Annotated in this window: 13 protein-coding genes and 1 riboswitch; of the genes, 4 read left to right on the top strand and 9 right to left on the bottom strand. The window is 64.4% G+C overall.

Going from position 1 to position 19,555, the window contains the following annotated elements; translation table 11 throughout:
- Positions 1-49 precede the first annotated feature (49 nt).
- The 3 genes from ACX3PH_RS11695 to ACX3PH_RS11685 all read right to left on the bottom strand — a co-directional run bounded on the left by ACX3PH_RS11695 (position 50) and on the right by ACX3PH_RS11685 (position 4,630).
- Complete coding sequence (locus ACX3PH_RS11695) at positions 50-511, bottom strand: hypothetical protein (RefSeq protein WP_459092691.1); 462 nt, start codon at positions 509-511, stop codon at positions 50-52.
- A gap of 55 nt (positions 512-566) precedes the next feature.
- On the bottom strand, positions 567-917 hold the full coding sequence (locus tag ACX3PH_RS11690) for a VOC family protein (protein ID WP_459092689.1): 351 nt from the start codon (positions 915-917) through the stop codon (positions 567-569).
- 230 nt (positions 918-1,147) lie between these two features.
- Positions 1,148-4,630, bottom strand: a complete 3,483-nt coding sequence (locus ACX3PH_RS11685) for a TM0106 family RecB-like putative nuclease (RefSeq protein WP_459092687.1) — start codon at positions 4,628-4,630, stop codon at positions 1,148-1,150.
- Between the two features lie 127 nt (positions 4,631-4,757).
- Here ACX3PH_RS11685 and ACX3PH_RS11680 point away from each other — a divergent pair, with 127 nt between their 5' ends.
- Positions 4,758-5,255, top strand: a complete 498-nt coding sequence (locus tag ACX3PH_RS11680; RefSeq protein ID WP_459092685.1) for a COG4315 family predicted lipoprotein — start codon at positions 4,758-4,760, stop codon at positions 5,253-5,255.
- 3 nt (positions 5,256-5,258) lie between these two features.
- Here ACX3PH_RS11680 and ACX3PH_RS11675 read toward each other — a convergent pair whose 3' ends face one another.
- The 3 genes from ACX3PH_RS11675 to ACX3PH_RS11665 all read right to left on the bottom strand — a co-directional run bounded on the left by ACX3PH_RS11675 (position 5,259) and on the right by ACX3PH_RS11665 (position 8,803).
- Positions 5,259-6,056: a hypothetical protein gene (locus tag ACX3PH_RS11675; protein WP_459092682.1), complete on the bottom strand. Its 798-nt coding sequence runs from the start codon at positions 6,054-6,056 to the stop codon at positions 5,259-5,261.
- A 23-nt stretch (positions 6,057-6,079) separates the two neighbouring features.
- Complete coding sequence (locus ACX3PH_RS11670) at positions 6,080-8,230, bottom strand: M64 family metallopeptidase (protein WP_459092680.1); 2,151 nt, start codon at positions 8,228-8,230, stop codon at positions 6,080-6,082.
- Positions 8,231-8,440: 210 nt separating this feature from the next.
- On the bottom strand, positions 8,441-8,803 hold the full coding sequence (locus ACX3PH_RS11665; RefSeq protein ID WP_459092678.1) for a hypothetical protein: 363 nt from the start codon (positions 8,801-8,803) through the stop codon (positions 8,441-8,443).
- Between the two features lie 188 nt (positions 8,804-8,991).
- Between ACX3PH_RS11665 and ACX3PH_RS11660 the strand changes: the two genes are divergently transcribed.
- The gene (locus ACX3PH_RS11660; protein ID WP_459092676.1) at positions 8,992-9,540 is read left to right on the top strand and encodes a type 1 glutamine amidotransferase domain-containing protein; all 549 of its coding nucleotides are present in this window, start codon (positions 8,992-8,994) and stop codon (positions 9,538-9,540) included.
- Between the two features lie 48 nt (positions 9,541-9,588).
- On the opposite strand, the gene ACX3PH_RS11655 is transcribed toward ACX3PH_RS11660, so the two are convergent.
- Positions 9,589-9,960: a DUF4190 domain-containing protein gene (locus ACX3PH_RS11655; RefSeq protein WP_459092674.1), complete on the bottom strand. Its 372-nt coding sequence runs from the start codon at positions 9,958-9,960 to the stop codon at positions 9,589-9,591.
- Between the two features lie 84 nt (positions 9,961-10,044).
- Positions 10,045-10,159: riboswitch (SAM riboswitch) on the top strand.
- Between the two features lie 27 nt (positions 10,160-10,186).
- Here ACX3PH_RS11655 and ACX3PH_RS11650 point away from each other — a divergent pair.
- Positions 10,187-10,693, top strand: a complete 507-nt coding sequence (locus ACX3PH_RS11650) for a hypothetical protein (RefSeq protein ID WP_459092673.1) — start codon at positions 10,187-10,189, stop codon at positions 10,691-10,693.
- Positions 10,694-10,824: 131 nt separating this feature from the next.
- A complete protein-coding gene (locus tag ACX3PH_RS11645) occupies positions 10,825-12,033 on the top strand; it encodes an HNH endonuclease family protein (RefSeq protein WP_459092671.1) in 1,209 nt (402 codons plus the stop codon).
- A gap of 77 nt (positions 12,034-12,110) precedes the next feature.
- On the opposite strand, the gene ACX3PH_RS11640 is transcribed toward ACX3PH_RS11645, so the two are convergent.
- Together ACX3PH_RS11640 and ACX3PH_RS11635 are read right to left on the bottom strand one after the other, a co-directional pair.
- Positions 12,111-15,548 (bottom strand): SNF2-related protein, encoded by a 3,438-nt coding sequence (locus tag ACX3PH_RS11640; protein ID WP_459092668.1) that lies wholly within the window; start codon positions 15,546-15,548, stop codon positions 12,111-12,113.
- The gene (locus ACX3PH_RS11635; RefSeq protein WP_459092666.1) at positions 15,545-19,534 is read right to left on the bottom strand and encodes an Eco57I restriction-modification methylase domain-containing protein; all 3,990 of its coding nucleotides are present in this window, start codon (positions 19,532-19,534) and stop codon (positions 15,545-15,547) included. The genes ACX3PH_RS11640 and ACX3PH_RS11635 overlap by 4 nt, the downstream gene beginning before the upstream one ends.
- Positions 19,535-19,555 lie beyond the last annotated feature (21 nt).

The raw sequence follows: 19,555 nt of genomic DNA, 5'->3' as shown, positions 1-19,555 counted from the left end.
GTGGTTCATCCTCCCCGCCGCGGCTTGGTGGCCGCTGCGAATCTGCCGCTTAGAACGGCGCCCGGGCCTGCTGCTGTTGTCGCCGCACCTCGGCTCGACCCCGCTGGGCGCCAAGCTCGATGTCGAGGATCGGGCAGGCGAAACTCGAGCGGTCGATGAGTCGGCGGCGCACCAGATTGCCGACGAGCTGTTCGGTGATCCGCAGTTGCACGCGGCGCTGAACCAGGTCGGATGGCTGCCGCTCCAGTTGCACGAAGATCGACAGGATGAAGACCAGGTCGTCCGCGTGCATGACGCGGGCGACGGCACCCTCCGGGTCGAACTGGCGCTCGGCGGCGAGCACCGCCAAGTCGGAGGTGACCAGAATGCGTTCCGCTTCCGACTCAATGCAGCGGCGGAGTTGCACCTCGACGTCGTGAATGCGGCGGAGGGTGAGGCCCTTCTTGCCGGAGGTCTGGCTGGCGAAGAAGGACTGGAGGATTTCGTTGATGGTGTGGCGCGCAGTTGTCATACTTCGACGGTCGCGCCGGCCACCGACATCCGCCTTCAGTTATCCACAGCCGCAGTTATGGGCGAGCGGAGAGCACGCAGAACTCGTTGTCTTCGGGGTCGGCCATAACCACCCAGGTCGGTTCGCCCTGCCCGATGTCGATGCGGCGGGCGCCCAACTTTTCCAGGCGGGCAACCTCAGCATCCTGATCGTCCGGTACGAAGTCCAGGTGCAGGCGGTTCTTGAGGGTCTTGCTCTCCGGAACCTCGATGAAAAGCAGGGTCGGACCGGATCCGTTCGGGTCCTTCAGCTCCAGCTCGTCGTCGTCTTCGTCGATGATCTCCCAGCCGAGCGCTTCAGCCCACCAGCGCCCGAGCACTGCGGGGTTCTGGCAGTCGACAACAACTTGTTCCCATTTGAGTGTCATGCCTGCGAGGCTAGTGGCGGCTGCCGACACTTGCCACTTTCCGGCGGCCAACTGTCGCTTCCCACGGATGCGCTACCGATCCTCCGCGTGTCGCAGCACCCGCGGCGGCGTGGCGGACCGAATGGCCGTCGTTAGCGACAGAGGGGGAAGGTCCAGGCGGAGTCGCCTCAGTGTCGAGGCGCCTCAGTGCGGAGTGACCTCCGGAAGGGGCCGGACTGGTGAGCGGGTGCTCAGGGGGCCGGATACTCCACCAGCGTGATGAAGGCGCTCAGCTCGGCGACTCCGTCGGGGGTGGGCGGCAGGTAGTCGACGAGGTCGGGCGAGTAGAGCAGGTAGGCCGCCCACTTGGCACGGGAGATGGCCACGTTGAGGCGGTTGCGCATGATGAGGAACGACATTCCGCGCGGCACTTCGGTGGGGGCGGATGCCGCCAGCGTCACGATCGCGATCACCGCCTCCTGGCCCTGGAACTTGTCGACCGTTCCGACCCGCACCCCGTCGTAGCCGGCCGCGTCGAGCGCCTGCCGCACCAGTGCCACCTGCGCGTTGTACGGCGACACCACGATCACGCCCTCTTGGGTCAGCGGCTCCCGGTCACGGCTCTCGCTGGGGTCGCTCCAGGCGAGTCCGAGCACGCTGCGCACCTGTGCGACGACGCAGTCGGCCTCTTCCGGTGACTCCACCGAGTTGCCCTCGTGCCGCACCGGGACGATGTGCAGCCCGGGTGCGACACCCTCGAGATGGCGCGCGGAGGCATCCGGATGCGCGTGAAGCGCACCCTCATACGAGAGTTCGGAGACCGGCTTGGTGACGGCCGGATGCATTCGGCGGCTGGCCGGGAGGAAGTAGCCGAGGTCGGGCGGCAGCACGTCGTGGCCGTCGCTGATCCAGCCGAGGGCTGACCCGTCGACCGGCTCAGGGTGCAGCCCCTGACTCACCTGCGGCAGTTGTTGTGGGTCGCCGAGCAGCAGCAGGTTACGGGCGGCGACACCGGAGGCGATCGTCGCGGCGAGCGAGAATTGCCCGGCCTCGTCGATGACGAGCAGGTCGAGTGAGCGGCGGGGAACCCGGGCCGGGTTGGAGAAGTCCCAGGCGGTTCCCCCGACCACGAACCCGGTGGTGGTGTTCTCGAGGGCGAACAGGAGTTGCCCGTTCTTCGCCAGCGGCGTGAAGACGACATCCGTGTTCGCGTCCTTGAGCACTTTGCCGACCAGGTGCCGGGGCAGTCCGGATTTCACGATCTCGCACAGCAGGTTCTCGACGACCGCGTGCGACTGCGCGACGACGCCGACCTTCCACTGGTGCTTCCTGATGAGTTCGGCGATGACCCGGGCGCCGAGGTAGGTCTTCCCCGTCCCGGGTGGCCCCTGCACGGCGAGGTAGGAGTGGTCGAGGTCGAGCAGGCTGGCGACCACCGCGGGCTGCAGCTCCTCCCCTGCTGCGGGAGCGAGGGAGCCGCTCCGGGTGCGCGGCGGGGTGCGGCGCAGGATGTCGACCGTCGGGTCGGTCGGCCACACCGGGGCGGAGTCGACGATCCTCTGCGCCCATTCCTCGATGGCGGGGACCTGCTGCCCCGCGGGCGGCGGCAGGGCGGGGGTCAGCGCCATAGGGAACGCCCGATGCGCGGAGACGTCACCGGCAAGGGTCTCCTCGATCAGCACCGAGTCTTCGGTGACTTCCTTCACTTCGACCGGATGCGCCGAGCGGGCACCGGGGTCGGCGCGCGGGTCGCTGAAGGGGGCCGGTTGGTCGTAAAGCGCATACGGCATCGCGTCAGGGCTCGCCTTGACGGTGGAGCCGGGCGCCCAGGTTCCGTAGAGCCGCACGAAGCGCCGGTCTTTCTGCTGCCGCGACGTGTACCGGTGCCAGTCCGTCTCGACAACGCCACGCTCGACGATGAAAACGTCGCGGGTCTCCGCCCACTCCTCCACCGGTTGCACCAGCCGGAAGAAGTGCCCCCACCAGAAGGTCTTGCGTTCGCGGCGGTGGTATTCGAGTGCGGCGGCGGCGAAGGCGGCGGCCGTCTGGTCGGCCGTGCGCTCCGGGTCGAGCGGGTCGCCGGCGAGCGCGGTGAGTGCGTCGTGGAGGGGCGACGCCTCGAGTTCGGCGACGTCTTCCGCCTCGTACACACCGGTCGGGGCGACGCCGTTCTGCTGGGCGAGGCCGAGCATCCAGTCGCGCAGCCGCAGGGTGGAGACGCAGTCGTAGCGGTTGTAGTCGCCGATCTCGTCCAGCTTGTGCTGCTGGGCGGTGAGGTCTCCGGATGCTCCGAGCGCCATGGCATCCGCATATTCGGTGATCGAATCGGCCGCGTTGGTCACACCGAGCGGATCGCGAATTTCGGAGCCCATGTAGAGCGGCTCCAGTTTCTTGATCGAGTAGGACGGCGAGCCGACGCGCACCGCTTTGCGCACGATCGGGTAGAGGTCGACGAGCACGTGTTCGCGCAGCAGTTGGTCGACCTCGTCTTCGCCGATGCCGTGACGCGCGGCGAGGCTGGACAGGTGCGTTCGCTCATAGGAGGCGTAGTGGTAGATGTGCAGGCCCGGGTTCAGCGCGCGTCGGCGTGCGACGTCGTCGAGGAAGTCGCGGAGGGCCTGCTTCTCCTCGGCGAAGGTGTGCGCCCAGTAGGCGGTGAACTGTTCGTCGCGGTCGACCATGCCGAACAGGTAGTCGATCCCCCAGCGGGTGGCGTCGCCCTCGGTGTGGAGCGGGTCGCCCTCGAAGTCGAAGAACAGGTCGCCCGGGTCTGGTTCGGGGATGGCGGCAAGCACGGCGGCATCCGCCACCAGGTAGGGCGGCGGGGACTCGGGGATGGCTTCGAGCTGCAGCTGCGCCTGGGTGCGGAGGCCGGCGAGAGCGGCGTCGCCGATGCCGTCCACTGGGTCGGCGGATGATGCCAGCTGGTCGATGGTGCGGATGCCGGCACAGCTAAGTTTGGCGCGCTGGGTGACGCGCATCCCGGCGACGAGAAGTACGTCGCGGCTGGCCTCGATTTCGGCCTCGCACACGTCGCAGTGCCCGCAAACCGCGTAACGCGGGTCGCCCCATTCGACGAAGTGGTTGCCGTCGAGGCGTTCTCGGATGATGCGGTGCAGCCGGTCGCGGCGGTTGCGGTAGACGGGGGCGATGTCGCGCAGGCGGTGCTCGCTGACGGTGCCGTCGCCGAGCAGCAGTTCGACGGTGTCGGCGGTGGGGATGCCGATGCGTTCCAGCTGTTCGGCGTAGGCGGCCAGTTGCAGCAGGGCGGTGACGCGGGCGCTGCGGGCGAGTTTGGTGTCTTGCACCAGGTAACGGCCGTCGGGGGTGCGTACGATGAAGTCGGCGAACCCGAGGAACGCGATCCGGCCGGCAGTGTCTGGCAAACCCGGGTCATGGAAGGTGGCCTGGAAGACGACCTCGGTACCGCCTTCGAAGGCACGGCGGGTCTGCTCGGCGGCGGCCGCGAGCGCGGCGGAATCACGAACATCCGGTCGCTCGATCTCCACCACCTGCGCCTCGGCACGGTACTGCTCGAGCTTGCGTTCTTCGTGCTCGTCGCCGAGGCGTCCGGCGCGTTCCAGCATCGGGTCGGGCTTGGGCGGGGCCGCATCGATGCGCTTCAGCCGGGCATCCAGTCCGCGCAGGAAGGCGAACTCGCACTTGGAGGCGACGGTGAGGTCGCTGGCGCTGGTGTAGACGACTCTGCTGTCAACGTCACCGCTCAGGAACATCCGCCACCTCCATCCGTTGCTTCGCACACTATCGGAGGCGGGTGACACGGGACCGCCGCTGAACTTTTCCCCTCCCCACCTCGTGTTCTCTTTGCACCCCTGACCACGACATATCTGGAGGTTCACCATGAAGACACGTTTCGCATCCGCTCTGGCCGTCGCCACCCTGGCGGTGCTGCTGACCGGCTGTACCGGCGGAGGCGACACCACTCCCCCGCCCGCCGACACCGGCACCACCGAGGAGACGCCGGAAACCACGCCGGAAACCGGTGACGCCGAGCTGATGACGGCGGACTCCGACCTTGGCGAGATCGTCGTCGACGCCGAGGGCATGACCGTCTACATGTTCGACAACGACACCCAGGGTGGCGACACCAGCACGTGCGAGGGCGAGTGCGCGACCAACTGGCCGGCCGTGACCACGGATGCTGATGCTCCCGCAGTCGATGGCGTCACCGGCGAGGTGGGCACCATCACCGGTGTGGACGGCTCCACCCAGGTCACGTTGAATGGCTGGCCGCTCTACTACTTCGTCGGCGACTCCGCTGCCGGTGACGTGAACGGGCAGGCGATGAACAACGTCTGGTGGGCGCTCGACCCGGCCGGGGAGAAGATCAGCGAGTAGTCGCTACTCCTCCACATCCTCCTGCTTCGGCCGCGGCTTCACGTCGTCCCGCCGGCGCCTGGCGTCGGCCCAGCCGGTTCCGCGTAGGGTGTCCAGGGTGAGCTGACCGGAGGATGCGACGACCTCCAGGTCATCGCGCCCCCGGATCGCGGCCTGCCGCCCCGGCTGCATCTCGCTCGTCTCCGCGGAGCGGTACATGACGATCTCCACCGCGCTCTCCGGCTGGTCGGTGCGGTCCGGAGAGCCCTGCAGGTCGCGAGCGGTGAGGCGCTCGATCGCGTCGAGCGGCAGCAGCACCGTGAGCTCGTAAGTGTCGAGCACCATCTCCCGGTGGCCGCGGAATTCAGTGTCGTTCCGGTCGGGGATGCCGACGGCGATGCCCGGGTCGATCAGCGGCTTCATCGCCAGAATCTCGTCCCCGCTCTGCACCGCGAGGAAGTCGGTCCCGCGAACGCGCTCCGGGGTGAAGGTCGGCACGTCGACCTCCAGCGAGTCGAGCACCGTGATCCGGTCGCCGCTGACCTCCAGGCGCAGCCCGAGGCTGCGGCCGTCCATCTCGTGTGCCTCCCTGTCCGCTTCCGGGGGCAGCGGCAGGTCTCCCCTGCCCACCTCACGGTCGGACTGCACGGCCTGCTTCGTGGCATCCGCCACTGACGGCTTCGCCCGGCCGGTCAGTTCGGGCTCGAGCGGCCGGCCCTTGAGCGAGCCGGCGGCCACCCCGTTCGATGCGGCCGGATGCTCGGTGGCAGCCTTCTCGTCCGGCTCTTCAATGCGCTTCTTGCTGCGCTCGGTCTCGTCCATGGTCTATCCCTCCACCGCAACCGTCACCAGTTGCGGCCGTGCCGGTAGTTGTGCACCCAGCGGTAGTAGATGCTGTCGAGGGTGAGCGGGCTGGCCGTGCGGATGGTGCCGAGCCAGTCCCGGTTGTGTGCGATCACGCGCTCGGGGCCGCGGGGCACCAGGATGTGGTCAGTGGCGAGGCGGCGGGAGATCACTGGGGCGCGGTCGCCGATATCCGTCACCACGATGCGCCGGGCCGCCGGTGGCACCGTGGTGAACCGATCGAGGCTGCCGAGGTGCCATTCGCCCACCCAGTCCTCCCGCCAGTCCGCGACCAGCGCGGTGCCGGTGGACCGCATCCGGCCGGCGTATTTCGGGCCCCAGTCGACCATGTTCCAGGCGAACAGGCCGATCCGCCCGTCGCCGGTGAGGTCGACCGGCAGGAATCGGTCGTGCTCGCGCATGCCGCCCCAGCCGGGAACATCGCCGTCGTAGCGACGCTGATACGCGAAGGCGCTGCCGGTGGAGCGGAACATGCCGAGGTAGGCCTCGGACCAGTCCCGTCCGTTGAACAGGTAGAGGTCGTCTCGGCCGTCCGCGTTGAAGTCGCCGATGTAGATTTGGTCGTGCTTGGCGAAGCCGCCCCACCCCGGCAGGTCGTCGGTGTACATGCGGATGCACCGCAGCCCGCCGCGCTGCATCCGGCACAGGCCGAGGTAGATGGATGACCAGTCCTCCGCGTTCCAGATGAGCACGTCGCTGCGTCCGCTGCCGGAGAAGTCCCCGAGCTGCACCTGGTCGCGGCGGCGCATGCCGCCCCAGCCGGGGATGTCCCCGTCGTAACGCCGGGTGAGAGTGAACCCGGTTCCGGTGGAGATCAGGGTGGCGACGTAGGGCATGGACCAGTCGGTGAAGTTGGTCACGAGCAGGTCGTCGCGGCCGTCCCCGTCGAAGTCGCCGACCAGGAAGCGGTCGTTGCGGGCGAACCCGCCCCAGCCCGGGAGGTCGGCGTCGTAGCGGCGGATCAGCCGCAGGCTGCCGTCGGCCGCCACCTTGATCAGGCCGAGCAGCGGGATGGTCCACCAGGTGGGGTTGTAGACGACCAGTTCGTCGCGGCCGTCGCCGTCGAAGTCGCCGGCGACATAGACATCCCCGGGCCGGATGCCCCAGCCTCCGGGGATGATGCCGGCCGTGCTTCGCACGTGCTCCCACCGAGCGCCGTCGGCCCGATAGAGGCTGAGCCCGCGACGGTCGATGCCGAAGAATTCGCTGCGCCCGGTGCCGGTGAACCGGCCGGTCACCGTGGTGCGGAAGGTGCGACCCGTCTCATCGTGATGCTGCTTCTTCATCTCGGTGTAGCAGACCGGGCAGAACTCGTCGGCGTTGTGGCGCATCCGACAGTTGACGGCTGGCCGGTAGATTCGGGTTTCGAAGGTGTTCGCTCCTTCGAACAGGCCGGCATCCGTTTGGTCGTCCCAACCGGCCGGCTTGGTGCCCGCCGTGTACCCGGAATTTGCGCCCGTGCCGGTCGGCACCGGGGTGCCCGGCGCTATGTACTGACGCCACTTGATCTTGGACCGCCTGGTCTCGATCGTCACGTTCACCCGGCCCGGCTCCGAGCCCGTGTATGCTCCCTTGCCGGTGGCGCTGTACTCGTCGGCCAGGTTGGCGAACCCGTGGCCGAACTCATGGGCGATGACGGCGGCCGACTCCTGGGTGGTGACTTTGAGCACGTCGCCGGAACGGAGCCCACCCGAACGCGTGGAGTTCACGACGATGAGCACGAAGTCCGCATTGGGCGCCCAGATGGCGCGGGCAAGCAGCAGGTTGCACGCCGTGTCGTCGCCATCCTCGAACCAGTTGTGCCACCACTCGCCGCTGGAGATGATGTCGAGGGCGGTGTCGACGATGTTCTCGGTGAAGGTGTCGTCAGCGAGATTGCTCGGGGTGCCCATCAGGTTCCAGTTGCGCGTGCTGACGCCGGAATTGTTCGATTCCAGGTTGACGCGCACGATATTCCACGCGGAGATGTCTTCGTTGAAGGCGTCGCGGAGGAAAACGTCGCGCATGACCTCGTCGCGCACGTAATTGTTGTAGGTGGTTTGGTCGGCACCGGCGGCGAACCCGTCCCCGAAGATTGCGAGCGTCTTGCCGCTCGACCCGACGTCCTGAAGAACGGTGCGGCTGTTGGCCATGACGGAGCTCCTTTGCTCGGTCTGCGTGCGGGAAAGTATGCGCGCCCGTCGCCCGCACCACAAGGGCAACTTTGACCGCCCCGAGGCGACTCTCGACACCTACCCCTGATCCCCGACGCGATCGACAAGCTGCGTGCCGCCGGCGCCGGGCATCCGCTTTCCTACAGGGGCGGATGCCCGGCGTCAGCGATGTCTGGAGACCAGCGGCTTCTAGGCGCAACCCTCCATGAGTTGGATCCCGTGCTCGGTCTGCCGGTTCACCAGCACGGAGCCCTGGGAGTCGCAAATGGCATTCACCAGCAACGCGTAGCCTTCCCCACTCTGGTAGTTCCCGTTCGCGCCCGGCAGATCCGGCACGGTTCCCGGAGGAACGAACACCCATCCTTCCGGAGCTCCCGGGAAGACGCTGGGCAGCCAGGCCCAGTTGCCTTTGAAGACGGGCCCGTCGGTACAGTCCGAGCCGCATGCGGCCGGTGGACGTGAGACGTTGACACAGTCCAGGGCGTAAGCGGCCGTGGGCGCCAAGACGAGCCCGGCCGCGATGCCGACTGTAATGAGGGATTTCTTGAACACGATTACTCCTTCAGGGTTTGCGATGTGGACGCCGCACCCCCCAAACGGGTGACAACGACAATACTCAGGTTTGAGCCGGCGTCAAGAAAATTCTTCTTGCGGCCTGACTACTCCCTGCAAGCTTCGTGGGATTCGCTCGGCCGGCAACCTCGTCGCCGTACCGTGGAATCTCAAGCAAAGGAGTTCCCATGCCGAGCCTGACCGGTAAGACGATCGCGTTCCTCGCCACCAACGGTTTCGAGGATTCCGAGTTGACGAGCCCGTGGCAGGCGGTGACGGATGCCGGTGCCTCCGCCGTTCTGGTTTCGCCGCTGTCCGGTTCCATCGAGGGCAAGAATGGTCATGACCAGTCGGTGGACGTGATTTCTGGCGATGCCGACGCATCCGCCTTCGACGCCTTGGTATTGCCTGGCGGCGTCGTCAATTCGGACCACCTGCGGATGGATGACGCATCCGTCTCGTTCGTGAAGGCTGTCTTCGGCCAGCACAAGCCGGTCGGCGTGATCTGCCACGGTGCGTGGATTCTGACCGATGCCGAGGTGGTGAGTGGTCGCACACTCACCTCGTACCCAAGCCTGAAGACCGACCTGCGCAACGCGGGTGCTGACTGGGTGGACAAGGAGGTCGTGGTCGACCAGGGACTCGTCTCGAGCCGCGGGCCGGACGATCTGCCGGCGTTCAACGCGAAGATTGTGGAGGAGTTCGCCGAGGGAGAGCACGCCGGCCAGACGGCGTAGCGCGATTGCTGGTCGAGACTACCGCTCCCTGAGCTTGTCGAAGGGGGCCTACGAGTAGCTGTAACCGGCCGGGATCGACAGCAGTATCCACCCCATCGTGGTGAGCACCATGATGCCAAGGGTTACCGCGCCGAGCACGAGCCCAGCAAGCGCCTGCCCACGTCCGAGTCCGCCGAGCGCTCGTGAACGGGTGCGTCCAATCACGCCGAAGATCACCGCGAGCACGCCTGGGGCGAACGCGAAGAACGCCGCCACCAGCCCAAGGATTGGGATGACGCTCCACACACCTACGGCGATGGCGACGATGCCGAGCACCAGGGCGGCGACGGCCATGCCGTTCGACGGCGGACGCACCACCTGCTGGTAGATGGTCTGGGAAGGTCCGTATGGCTGTGCGGGTTGTGCCGGGTTGTCGCTCATGCCGCGATTATGGCAGAGCCCTGCGACGGGCGGGATCCCCAGAGCGGGGCGGATGTCTGCGCTCGCCGCTACAGTGGTGCCCAGGTTCAAGAGTGACGGCCGTAGGTACCTGGCTGGCCGTCCGGCAACCCTCTCCATCGTGCGGGGTGCCCCAGGGGAAGAACTGGCCTGCGGCATCCGTCGCCGGCAAGTCGATGGGGGTGTGTGCCTCCGGGAGGGAGGCGCCATGCCTCAAAATTTTGATGCGGATGCCACGGGGTTGGCAACAGCACAAGCCAAGTGGGATCCGATTCCGCACGAGCGTCGGGTGCGCTGGTGTCAGATGCAGTTGGACTATCCGCCGGTGTGGTTCGGAACGTTCCCGATGATCTACACGGCCCGTGCGGTGCAACGGGATGGGTACACGAACATCACTGAGTGGGTGGAGGTCGCGCACGACTTCGAGAACGCCGGCTTCACTCCGGAGCAGTACTACCTGCTGCGAATGTGCATCAGCACCAGCCTGAGTGGAGGGCGGGACCACCGCCTTCTGTACTCGCACAGGGGAAACCCCGGAGGGCCGGAGGGCCGCTACATCAGGGCATCCGACTGGGTGCTCTGGCCGGAGCTCGTTGCATCAGGGATGACACCGCTGCGCGCAGCCGGTCTCATCCTCGACGGCGGCAAGAAGGCGTTCCCCGATGGGATGATCCTCGACCGGAGCGGCCGGGTGATCTTGAGTACCGACGACTGACGCCCTTGCTGGTCGAGTAGCGCCGCACGAAGCATGACGCGAACCGAGCCCGCCGCGCGACGACACCCTCACTGGGTCTGCGCCGGCACCCACTTCTCCCCCTAACGTGTAGGCGTACCTAGGGGGATGTCGTGGGCAGAGCGCCGTGGCGGCCGAAGTTCGGCGCGAGTTTCTGGGTGGTGACGCCGCTGGTGGTGGTCTTCACCATCGCGGGTGTCGCATCCGGCGGGCTTGGCGGGCTACTGCTCGCGTGGGGTCTCATCGCGGTGGCCACCGCCCTGTACTCGGTCGCGACCGGCCGAGTGGGCTGGGCTTCCATCCCTGGGCGCAAGGTGGCGGCCGTCGTGTTGGCGGTTTCCGTTGTCGTGATGGGGGTTGGCGCGACCCTGCTACCGCCGCGCGCTGACGAGTCGCTGGCGAGCGCGGAATCGCCAGCACCGAAACCGACGCAGACACCAAAGGCGACGGTGGCGGATGCTCCGGCGCCCGAGCCAGAACCGGTCGCCTCCCCGACCACCCAGCCGGCGGCATCCGGTGGCGACTCAACAGCCCTCGCGCTGTTGGCGACGTTGCCGGTGAAGGGCAAGTCGCCGATGACCGGCTACGACCGCACCGGCATGTTCGGCAGCGCGTGGCTGGATGTGGACCGCAACGGCTGCGATACCCGCAACGACATCCTGCAGCGTGACTTTGCGTCGACCGTGAGGAGCGGGCCATGCAAGGTGACCAGTGGAGTGCTGGCGTCGCCGTACACGGGCGAGACCATCAACTTTGTGCGCGGCAATAAGACATCGATGGCCGTGCAGATCGACCACGTGGTGGCGCTTGCTAATGCGTGGCAGACGGGTGCGCAGCAGCTGAGCCAGGACCAGAGGATCGCGTTCGCCAATGACCCGATGAACCTGTTCGCAGTGGATGGTGCGTCGAACTCGCAGAAGGGGGCGGGCGACACGGCGACCTGGCTGCCAAAGTCGAAGTCGTTCCGGTGCACGTATGTCTCGCACCAGGTGTCGGTGAAGGCGTCGTACGAGCTGTGGGTGACAAAGGCGGAGCACGAGGCGATGACTCGCGTGCTGAGTTCGTGTGCGGATGCGCCCGCAATGCTGGTAGACCCTGTCCCGGTGGTCGTGCCTGTTCCTGCACCTGTTCCTGTACCTGAACCGGCGCCGGCCGCGCCTGGCTGTGACCCGAACTATGCGGGTGCGTGCGTGCCGATAGCGAGCGACGTGGACTGCGCAGGCGGCAGCGGGAATGGGCCGGAGTACGTCCGCGGCCCGGTCACTGTTGTTGGTGTCGACATCTACGACCTGGACCGCGACGGCGACGGCATCGCTTGCTGAGCGAGCGGTCACCAAATGTGCATCGGCACTACCAACTTTGGACACGGTGTTCCATCGGGTCCGGTTCGACGACGTGGTCAGCTCGAAGTAGCCTTTGTACCTTCCACGGCCATCCACGCGATCAGTCGGACGTCCTCCTTGCTGATGGGCGGGAGTGGTTCAACTTTCCCCGCAGGCTGGATCCCAAATTCGTCAAGAACGTCGATGATGGCCGCGATTCGCTCGGTCGGTTTCCCCTCAGCGCGAAGCGCTTGGCGCATCGCGCGTGAAGCCTTCGTGCTTGGCACAGACTTCAGGCGACGGACCAGCTCGCCCTGCCCCGAGGCGCCCAGCGAGCCACCGTGGTCAATGGCAATCTGCGCAGCTTCACGGAAGGATAGTGGCAGGGGTGCTGCGAGCGCATTCGGGTCCGTGCTATTCATCCATTCTTCGAACGCGTGATCGCGAGCGAGCGCCCAAGCATCGTATGCGGCGCGAAAAGCCTCTTCCGGAAGCCACCGCGGTCGATCAACCCCTCCCGGATCAGCAGTCACTAATGACGTGAGAGTTTCGTCTTCAACCGCGACGAGACCCTTCTCACCTGCAGGCGGCGTCCAGTCCAAGCCGGCTTTGACGTTTCGGAACCAGACTCGGCCGCTGTCGCCCATTCTCATGCAGAAGACGAACGCGTTGCCTTCGACCTCGGGATTCTGGAATCCGCTACCAACCGCATGCGGCAGTCCCTCCAATCGCCGCTGCAGGCCACTATCCGCGTCCAGTGCATTCGCGAGCCGTCTCCGGTACTCCTCACCAGACCCTGCCGCCGAACCACCACCCGTCTCCACGAGAGCCTCGATCTCGTCGACGAGATCATCGGGGTCGTAGTGGTCGCGAGGGCCGTAAGAGTTAATACCCGGGAGCACTGTGCCGGTTCCGATCGCCGCATCCGCCTGTTTGAGCTTGCGTACCAGGGTCAGTTCTAGACGAAGGAACTCATCGAGGTGCTTCGACGGGAAGAACACACCGAGATGGATCTCTGGGTGTTCGCTGCCGATCCGGTCGACGCGGCCGTGGCGCTGCACGATGCGCATCGGGTTCCATGGCAAGTCGTAATTAACGATCTCCCCGGCCTGCTGCAGGTTGACACCTTCAGCCAGCACATCGGTGGTGAGCAGGATGTCGTACTCATCATCATCCAGAGGAACTCCAGCATCATTGAGCCGGCCCGCTGTGCGCGGCGCGAAATTTGCGATGGCGCTTGCGCGGGCGGACTGATGGATTCCCCCGGCCTTGCCTGAAGCGTATTCACCGATGATGGCCGGTGCCAGACGACCCCGGTACGCGGCAAGAGGTGAGTTGTCGCTGGCAGAGTCAAGAGCCGCCGACAACCGTTCGTGTAGATCCCGGATGGTGTCCGCGTATGTGGAGAATACGATGACCTTCCGCCTGTCGGCTGAGGAGATGCCCTTGGGGCTCACCCGATCCGCCGCCGCCGCAATCTGGCTGAGCTCTCCGACTAGGCGCTTGACTTTCGGCGCTGCCGCAGCCGCAACCACGGCTAGCTCGCGGAGCTGTCTCAACAGTCCCAGATCCAGTGCGACGTCACTCCTGAGCAGTTCAGCGCGATAAAGGCTAGCCGGCGTTGCCTGGTGTTCGGCATCCGCATCGAGCCCTTCTATGATCTCCTCAAGATCCTCTGACTCGGAGTTGACGTAATCCCGCAGCGCGCCGCCGATGAGCACATGCCCTTGCGCAAGTGCGGAAAGGAATCCTTCGTGGGCGGTGATCAGCACACCAAGGGTTGCTTTCAATGCCGTTGGTGACGATTCGAGGCGTTTCAGCAAGGCAGATCGCAGCAGCCCCATGTTGGACACCTGGGTGGCATTGAGTTCTTCGCTCAGAAGGTAGGCGCTGGGCGCATAGCGGGATAGAAGGAGACGTTCGGGATCATCGCGTCGCACTTCGAACGAGGCTGCATGGACCTCCTCGTCGGGAATATCAAGAGCGTAGGTGACCGCGTCGACGAGTTTCTCGCCGCTGGCGTCGAGTTCATAGTCGACTCGTCGCACTTTGGCGTCCGGGAACTCTACGGGAATTTTCTTGCCTCCCGGCCCTGGCACGGTTTCACCTTGGTAGTTGTCTTTCACGAATCGGCGAGTGCGACGCACCGCGACCTGATCCATGAGGTCGAACAGGTGACCCGGTGTCAGCGCTTCTGGGTCAAGTTTCTGAGCATTACGAATGTACTGGCGGATCGAGGAGATGCCGATGGACGCGAAGCGGGCATCATCGCGAATGAAGTACTTGACTAGAGTTTCAAGGTCAATAAGGGAGTTGTTCACCGGCGTTGCTGTGAGGAGTACGACTTTCTTCGGGTGCTTGCCGGCCAGGATGATCCGGTCGAGCGCCGCCGACCGGGCAGCGCCTGCATTACGAAGGTTGTGAGCTTCGTCGACGATGATGAGCGCGGCGTCTTCGGCGCGGTCATAGAAGTCGCGGTGCCCCGGGTGCTCGGGGTCCATCCGATTGCGTATCTCCTCATAGGAGTGCACGGTTACGCGGCGGCTCATGTTGTAGTGATCAATGATGGGGTCCCACACGCTTGCTTTGAGTGCGGCTGGAGCTGCGACGAGAACCCTCTGACGCTGCTCTTCTGTGGCGGCGGCTATGACTTCCAGCGCGAGGAAAGTCTTGCCGAGGCCCACTTCGTCGGCAACGAGCACTCCACCGATCTCGTCGAGCAGGCGCCGCATGCGCTTGACCCCGTCGGCTTGGAATCGCGTGAGCTCGAACCGTGTGGGGCCAGCGGTCTCGTCGTCGAGGTTGGCACCGTAGCGTTCCCACAGCATGCGCAGGAAGATTGTCCACGGGGTGTGTTCTGCCCAGAGCGGTTCGTAGAGCTGCGCGAGATCGTACACTTCGCTGTCGGCCCAACACTCCTCGAACCAGTCGATGACCTGGGGTGTCGACCCGTGAGTTCCGGAGGAGCCGACGTTGAGTTCAGCGTTTCGGGTGAGCCCGGCAAGCGTGAGGTTGCTGGAGCCCGCAAGGAACGCGGGATGGGTTGGATGATTGCTGATGTACGCCTTGCCGTGAAGGAAACCTCCCGTGTAGCGGCGGATTTCAACAACTGGGTCGCCAGCTTCGTCCGCAGCCCGAAGCCAGGAAACGAGTCTCTTGGCGTTCTGCGTCGCTTTGATCTCGAAGCCGAGTGCGTCCCGCTCCGCCTTGAGCCAGGTGTTGTGGTCCGCGAGGGCGGTTCGGAGCCGCTCTCGCGCGGGTGCATCGGGTTCTAGCCGGATCTGCGGGTCGGGGATCGGTTCGGCGCCGAGGAGAATCCGAATGCGCGGCAGGCGTTCGAGCTCGTCCGCAATGAGCATGAAGCCGGGTGGGTTCACATATGCGGTCGCGATTGCCGCGCTCGGTGGTGTGGCGAGTGCCTCTCGGTTCACGCGCAGCAGCCGATTGATTTCTTCACCAACCGTCATTGGCGGTGCAATGCGGTTTGTCGCAAATACCGGAAGCTGGTCAGTCATTGATTACCCTCCCACAAACTAGCCAGTCGAATGAGCGCCTTGTCGAATACGCCTTGTGGCATACCCGCGGCGGAGAAATCCGATCGGATTACTGCCAAGTCGCCCTCCGTGAGCCCATGACCGAAAGCGACTAGGCCCTCGATTGCCGCGAGATGGTCGTCACGGGACTCGTGTGCGTAGGACGACGCGGCTGCGCGCTGCTCGACATCGATGCCGCCGGCCAATGTTTGGTATCCGGCGGCAACTAGTAGATGCACCACCCGATCCGCAATTTCACTAATCGCTTCGGCGCTTGATTCTGGGAGAGGCAAATTGTTGATCACAGGTGCCGTGACATGCCGGTCGGCGAATCGTCGAACCCACCAATCCGCCACATTGGAGTTCATAAGACCGAGTAGTCCAAGCTGGGCTTCGGCGGGAGGAGCACCATGGAGGTGAATCGAGTGAACCGATCCATTGTTTGGGAGCCACCCCTTCGCAGGGAGTGCTGCTGCGATGAGCGTCCGAGTGTCGTCACTCCGGCTAGGTCGTCGGATCATGATCAAGGAGTGCTGTGAAGACGCAACCGCATCAGTGCCCTCACGGACAATCCCTCGCCCAAGTGCAATAACCGGCTCAAGATTGTTCACGAATTGTTTCTGAGGTATCCCCGATGCAATTCCGTATTGGAGAACATGTCGAGTCATCATGATGCTCCACGCTCCATCGCGAGCAGACACTTCCGAAAGCGAGTGGTCCCGCCCTGATGCAGTGAAGTCCCAACGGGATTCATAGTTACCGTGAATCCAACCATCGCCGGAGCTCAAGCGTGCGCCACGTCGAATCTTGTCGAACACTTGCCGATCCGACGTGCTCTCAAACCACGGAACGACCATAGTGTCGGAAAGACTCTGGAGTTCTACCACGGAGAAGTCCACCATTTCTGCCGCGTCTAGTGCCATCAAGTGCGATGCCGAACCGACTACGGCAACCCGAACCGGATCGTCATCCTTCGGGCCGACAGATAAGAGAACAACGGCATACCTCGCGTCAACCCCTTCGAACATCCAGCCTCCCGCATTCCGCGCCTGGACGAGGGTGGCCGCGTGATTTGTGAAGGTAACTTCGCGAAGTCTCTTCCAGCCCGCCAGCACTAGCGCTTGCCGAGGGAGGACGAGACCCAGGTGACCATTCGGCCTAAGGCTCTTCAGCGCACGCTCCATCATGAGCTGCGCGAGTTCCAGGTGCGAACCACCGCGCCACTCGAACACTCGCTTGAAGTACTCCTGCAGATGTTGCCGATCGGCCATCTCGGCCTGCTCACGAGCCGCCTCAATCGGGCGCTCAATTCGAAGCGCATCGATTCTCGCCTTGCGCTGTGTGTCAGGTAGCGCCATGAGCCCTGGACTGACCTTTGACCAGAAGGGGGCAGCCTCCCAACGGACCTTGTCCCACGGGGGATTACCGACGATGGCGTCGAAGCCGGGATCATCTCGGAGGAAAACTTCCGGAAAGAGGTAAGGGAAGTGGCCGGGTACAAGCCGCTTCGTTGTGTCCCGAATTGCCGGATCCTCTAGGAGCTCGTCGAGGTCCTCCCTCATGAACCGCGCTCGTGGTTCAATCTCGCCGCTCCGCAGGGCAACTGCAGCATCGAAAACGCCACGAGCCGTGGCAGATGCCGCTTGCGCCGCCGCTAACAGGCGTTCACCGGCCTCAACCTCGGACTTGTCCGCCTCGCTCGCATTTGCGAAGTCCAAGAGTCGTGCTTTGGCCTCCTGAAGCTCGTCAATCAGGATCGAGTCGAAGAACCCAACACTCCCAGACTGCCTACGTGGGTCAAGAGCGCTCAGCGCTTCCTCAACCGTGCCGATGCCGGTCAGTGAGTTCGCCAGCACGAGTCCATGGTCGAGACTCGACATCGGGAGTCCAGGCACAAAGGTGTGGATCCAGAGTGCGAGTCGGGAAAGCTCGACTGCGAGCGGGTTGATGTCCAGACCGTATATGCAACGGCGGGCGACCTGGCGACGTAGGAGCTGCGCCTCGGTGATCGCTTCCGCCGCTTCAACGTCCGCGCCAAGCTCTTCGCGTGCCTTCTCCGCCAACCGTGCAAGTTCTGCGCGAACGGGAGGAACAGGTGTCACCGTGAGAAAGTCACGCATGCCCCGTTCTATCTTGTCGACCGCAGCAACGAGGAAGTGTGCTGAACCCATTGCAAGATCTGCAACCTTGAAGTCCCAGAAAAGCGTGGCTGCTTCGTTATCTTTTCCGGCATTGATGAGCTCCTTGACTCGGCCCAGATGGGCGTTCAGAGCCGGTGTAATCGAGCGCTCTATGAGGTGGTCGACGATTACCTTCGGGGTGAAATACGAGCCAGTCGCCTTCCGTTCACCCGAAGCCGAATGGAAGTAGGGCTCCCCAGCCCATGCCGCGACGTCGTCACCTTCTTTCGCCGGGACATAGGCTCCCGAACGATTGACCGCGAGGTCGGAGCCTGCGAGCGAAAGGGAAGACTCCAAGAGGCCCTCATAGATGGTGCCGAACTCTCGAACCTGCAACGATCGAAAGTCGACGGGGCCTGGAACACCGTCGCCGGTAACTTCCGTGAGCATTGCTTGAAGTGCGGGGCCGAGCACACTGTCGGGAAGTTCGAGCTTCCTGAGCAGTGCCCCCTCGACCGTGGTTGGGTCGAAGATGCTGCCCCCATAGGCCGGAACCTCCCAGCGTGGGTTCCCGCTATAGATCGCATCCCATACCTGCACTAGGTCGTACCAGATCGACGATGCTGACTCGCTGAAGTCTTCCGGCGACGTCGTCATTTCGCGTTCGACAAACTTCTGGAGAGAGTTCGCGTCATAATGGCCATTTCGCCCGGCCGGCAGGAGTGCGCTGTCTTCTCCATACGCCTGGAAAAGCAACCGAAATAGAACGCGGAGAGTTAGCGAGTAGGCGACCTTCACCCCCTCTGAGTCAATCTCGAGTCCGAGTTGAGGCAAGCGCTTCGCAATCGCGATCGCAATTTGCGGCACCACATTGTCATAGACGCGATCACGAAGTCGGCCACCGAGGTCCGCCGCGTACCTAGCCGACCCTTCCAGGATCTGCTCGGCAGGGCCACCCCGCTCAAGTGCAGTCGCAGAATAAATGAGCGTCAACAGGCCTGCATCTGCACTGTCGATAAAAGAGAGGTCGAGCTCGAAAAAGGTCTCTGACTGTCCGCGCTGCCCAACGCCCACGCCGTCCCGACCTGGGTATAGGCGAAGTGTCGACTGCCGCAGCACCATGAGCCAGGGCACTTCTTCACGACTGGCAACTTCAAGTCCATGCGCAACGGGAGAGAGCTGATAGGCGTTACTTTTCTGGTCGAACAGCTCAGATTCGTCCAACAGCACGGCAACGGCGCGCCGGGAGCCGGACGCCGCACGCAGCACCAGTGTGCTCGACGACGAATTGCCGACTGGTTCGGCCTCGAATCCGAGGTTAGTGATCAGGTCCTTGCCACGCTTCTCCAGAAGCGGTTCGGCGCTCGCACACGAAGACATCCAATCAGGGCGGCGCTTCACATCTTTTTCTAAGTAGTACGTAGCGAAAAGAAACTGGTTGACGTAGCCGCCGGTACCAATAGATGAATACGCGGCTTGAATCGCCTTGATCGTCTGCTGAGCAGCGATGCCATCGTGGTCATCAAGAACGGCTTGAAGACGACGCTGTGCCTGACTGATTGGAATCGGACCGAGAGGGGCTTCCCTCCCGTCATACAGCCACACACCGTTCAAATGAATAGCAGCAACCAGCACCGGCATCGCCGTGTTCAGCCCTCGTGTGCGCCATGCGGTATCCAGGTGCCCCTTAGTGGGCTTCACCGAGGCCATGGCAACCGCAACCTGAACCTCGCCCACACCGCTGGTGTCACGCCCGAACACGACCTCTTGGGCAGTCAACCCTGACGGCAAGGCGTCCTTCCACGGAATCGTTCGGGTCCCTGCAAGCTCAAGGTCTTTCTTGTCCATTACTCCACACTTTCGATTCGT

This window comes from Homoserinimonas sp. A520, from assembly GCF_054489245.1.
The sequence above is the reverse complement of the archived record's forward strand: the minus strand, read 5'-3'. Positions and strand labels throughout refer to the sequence as shown.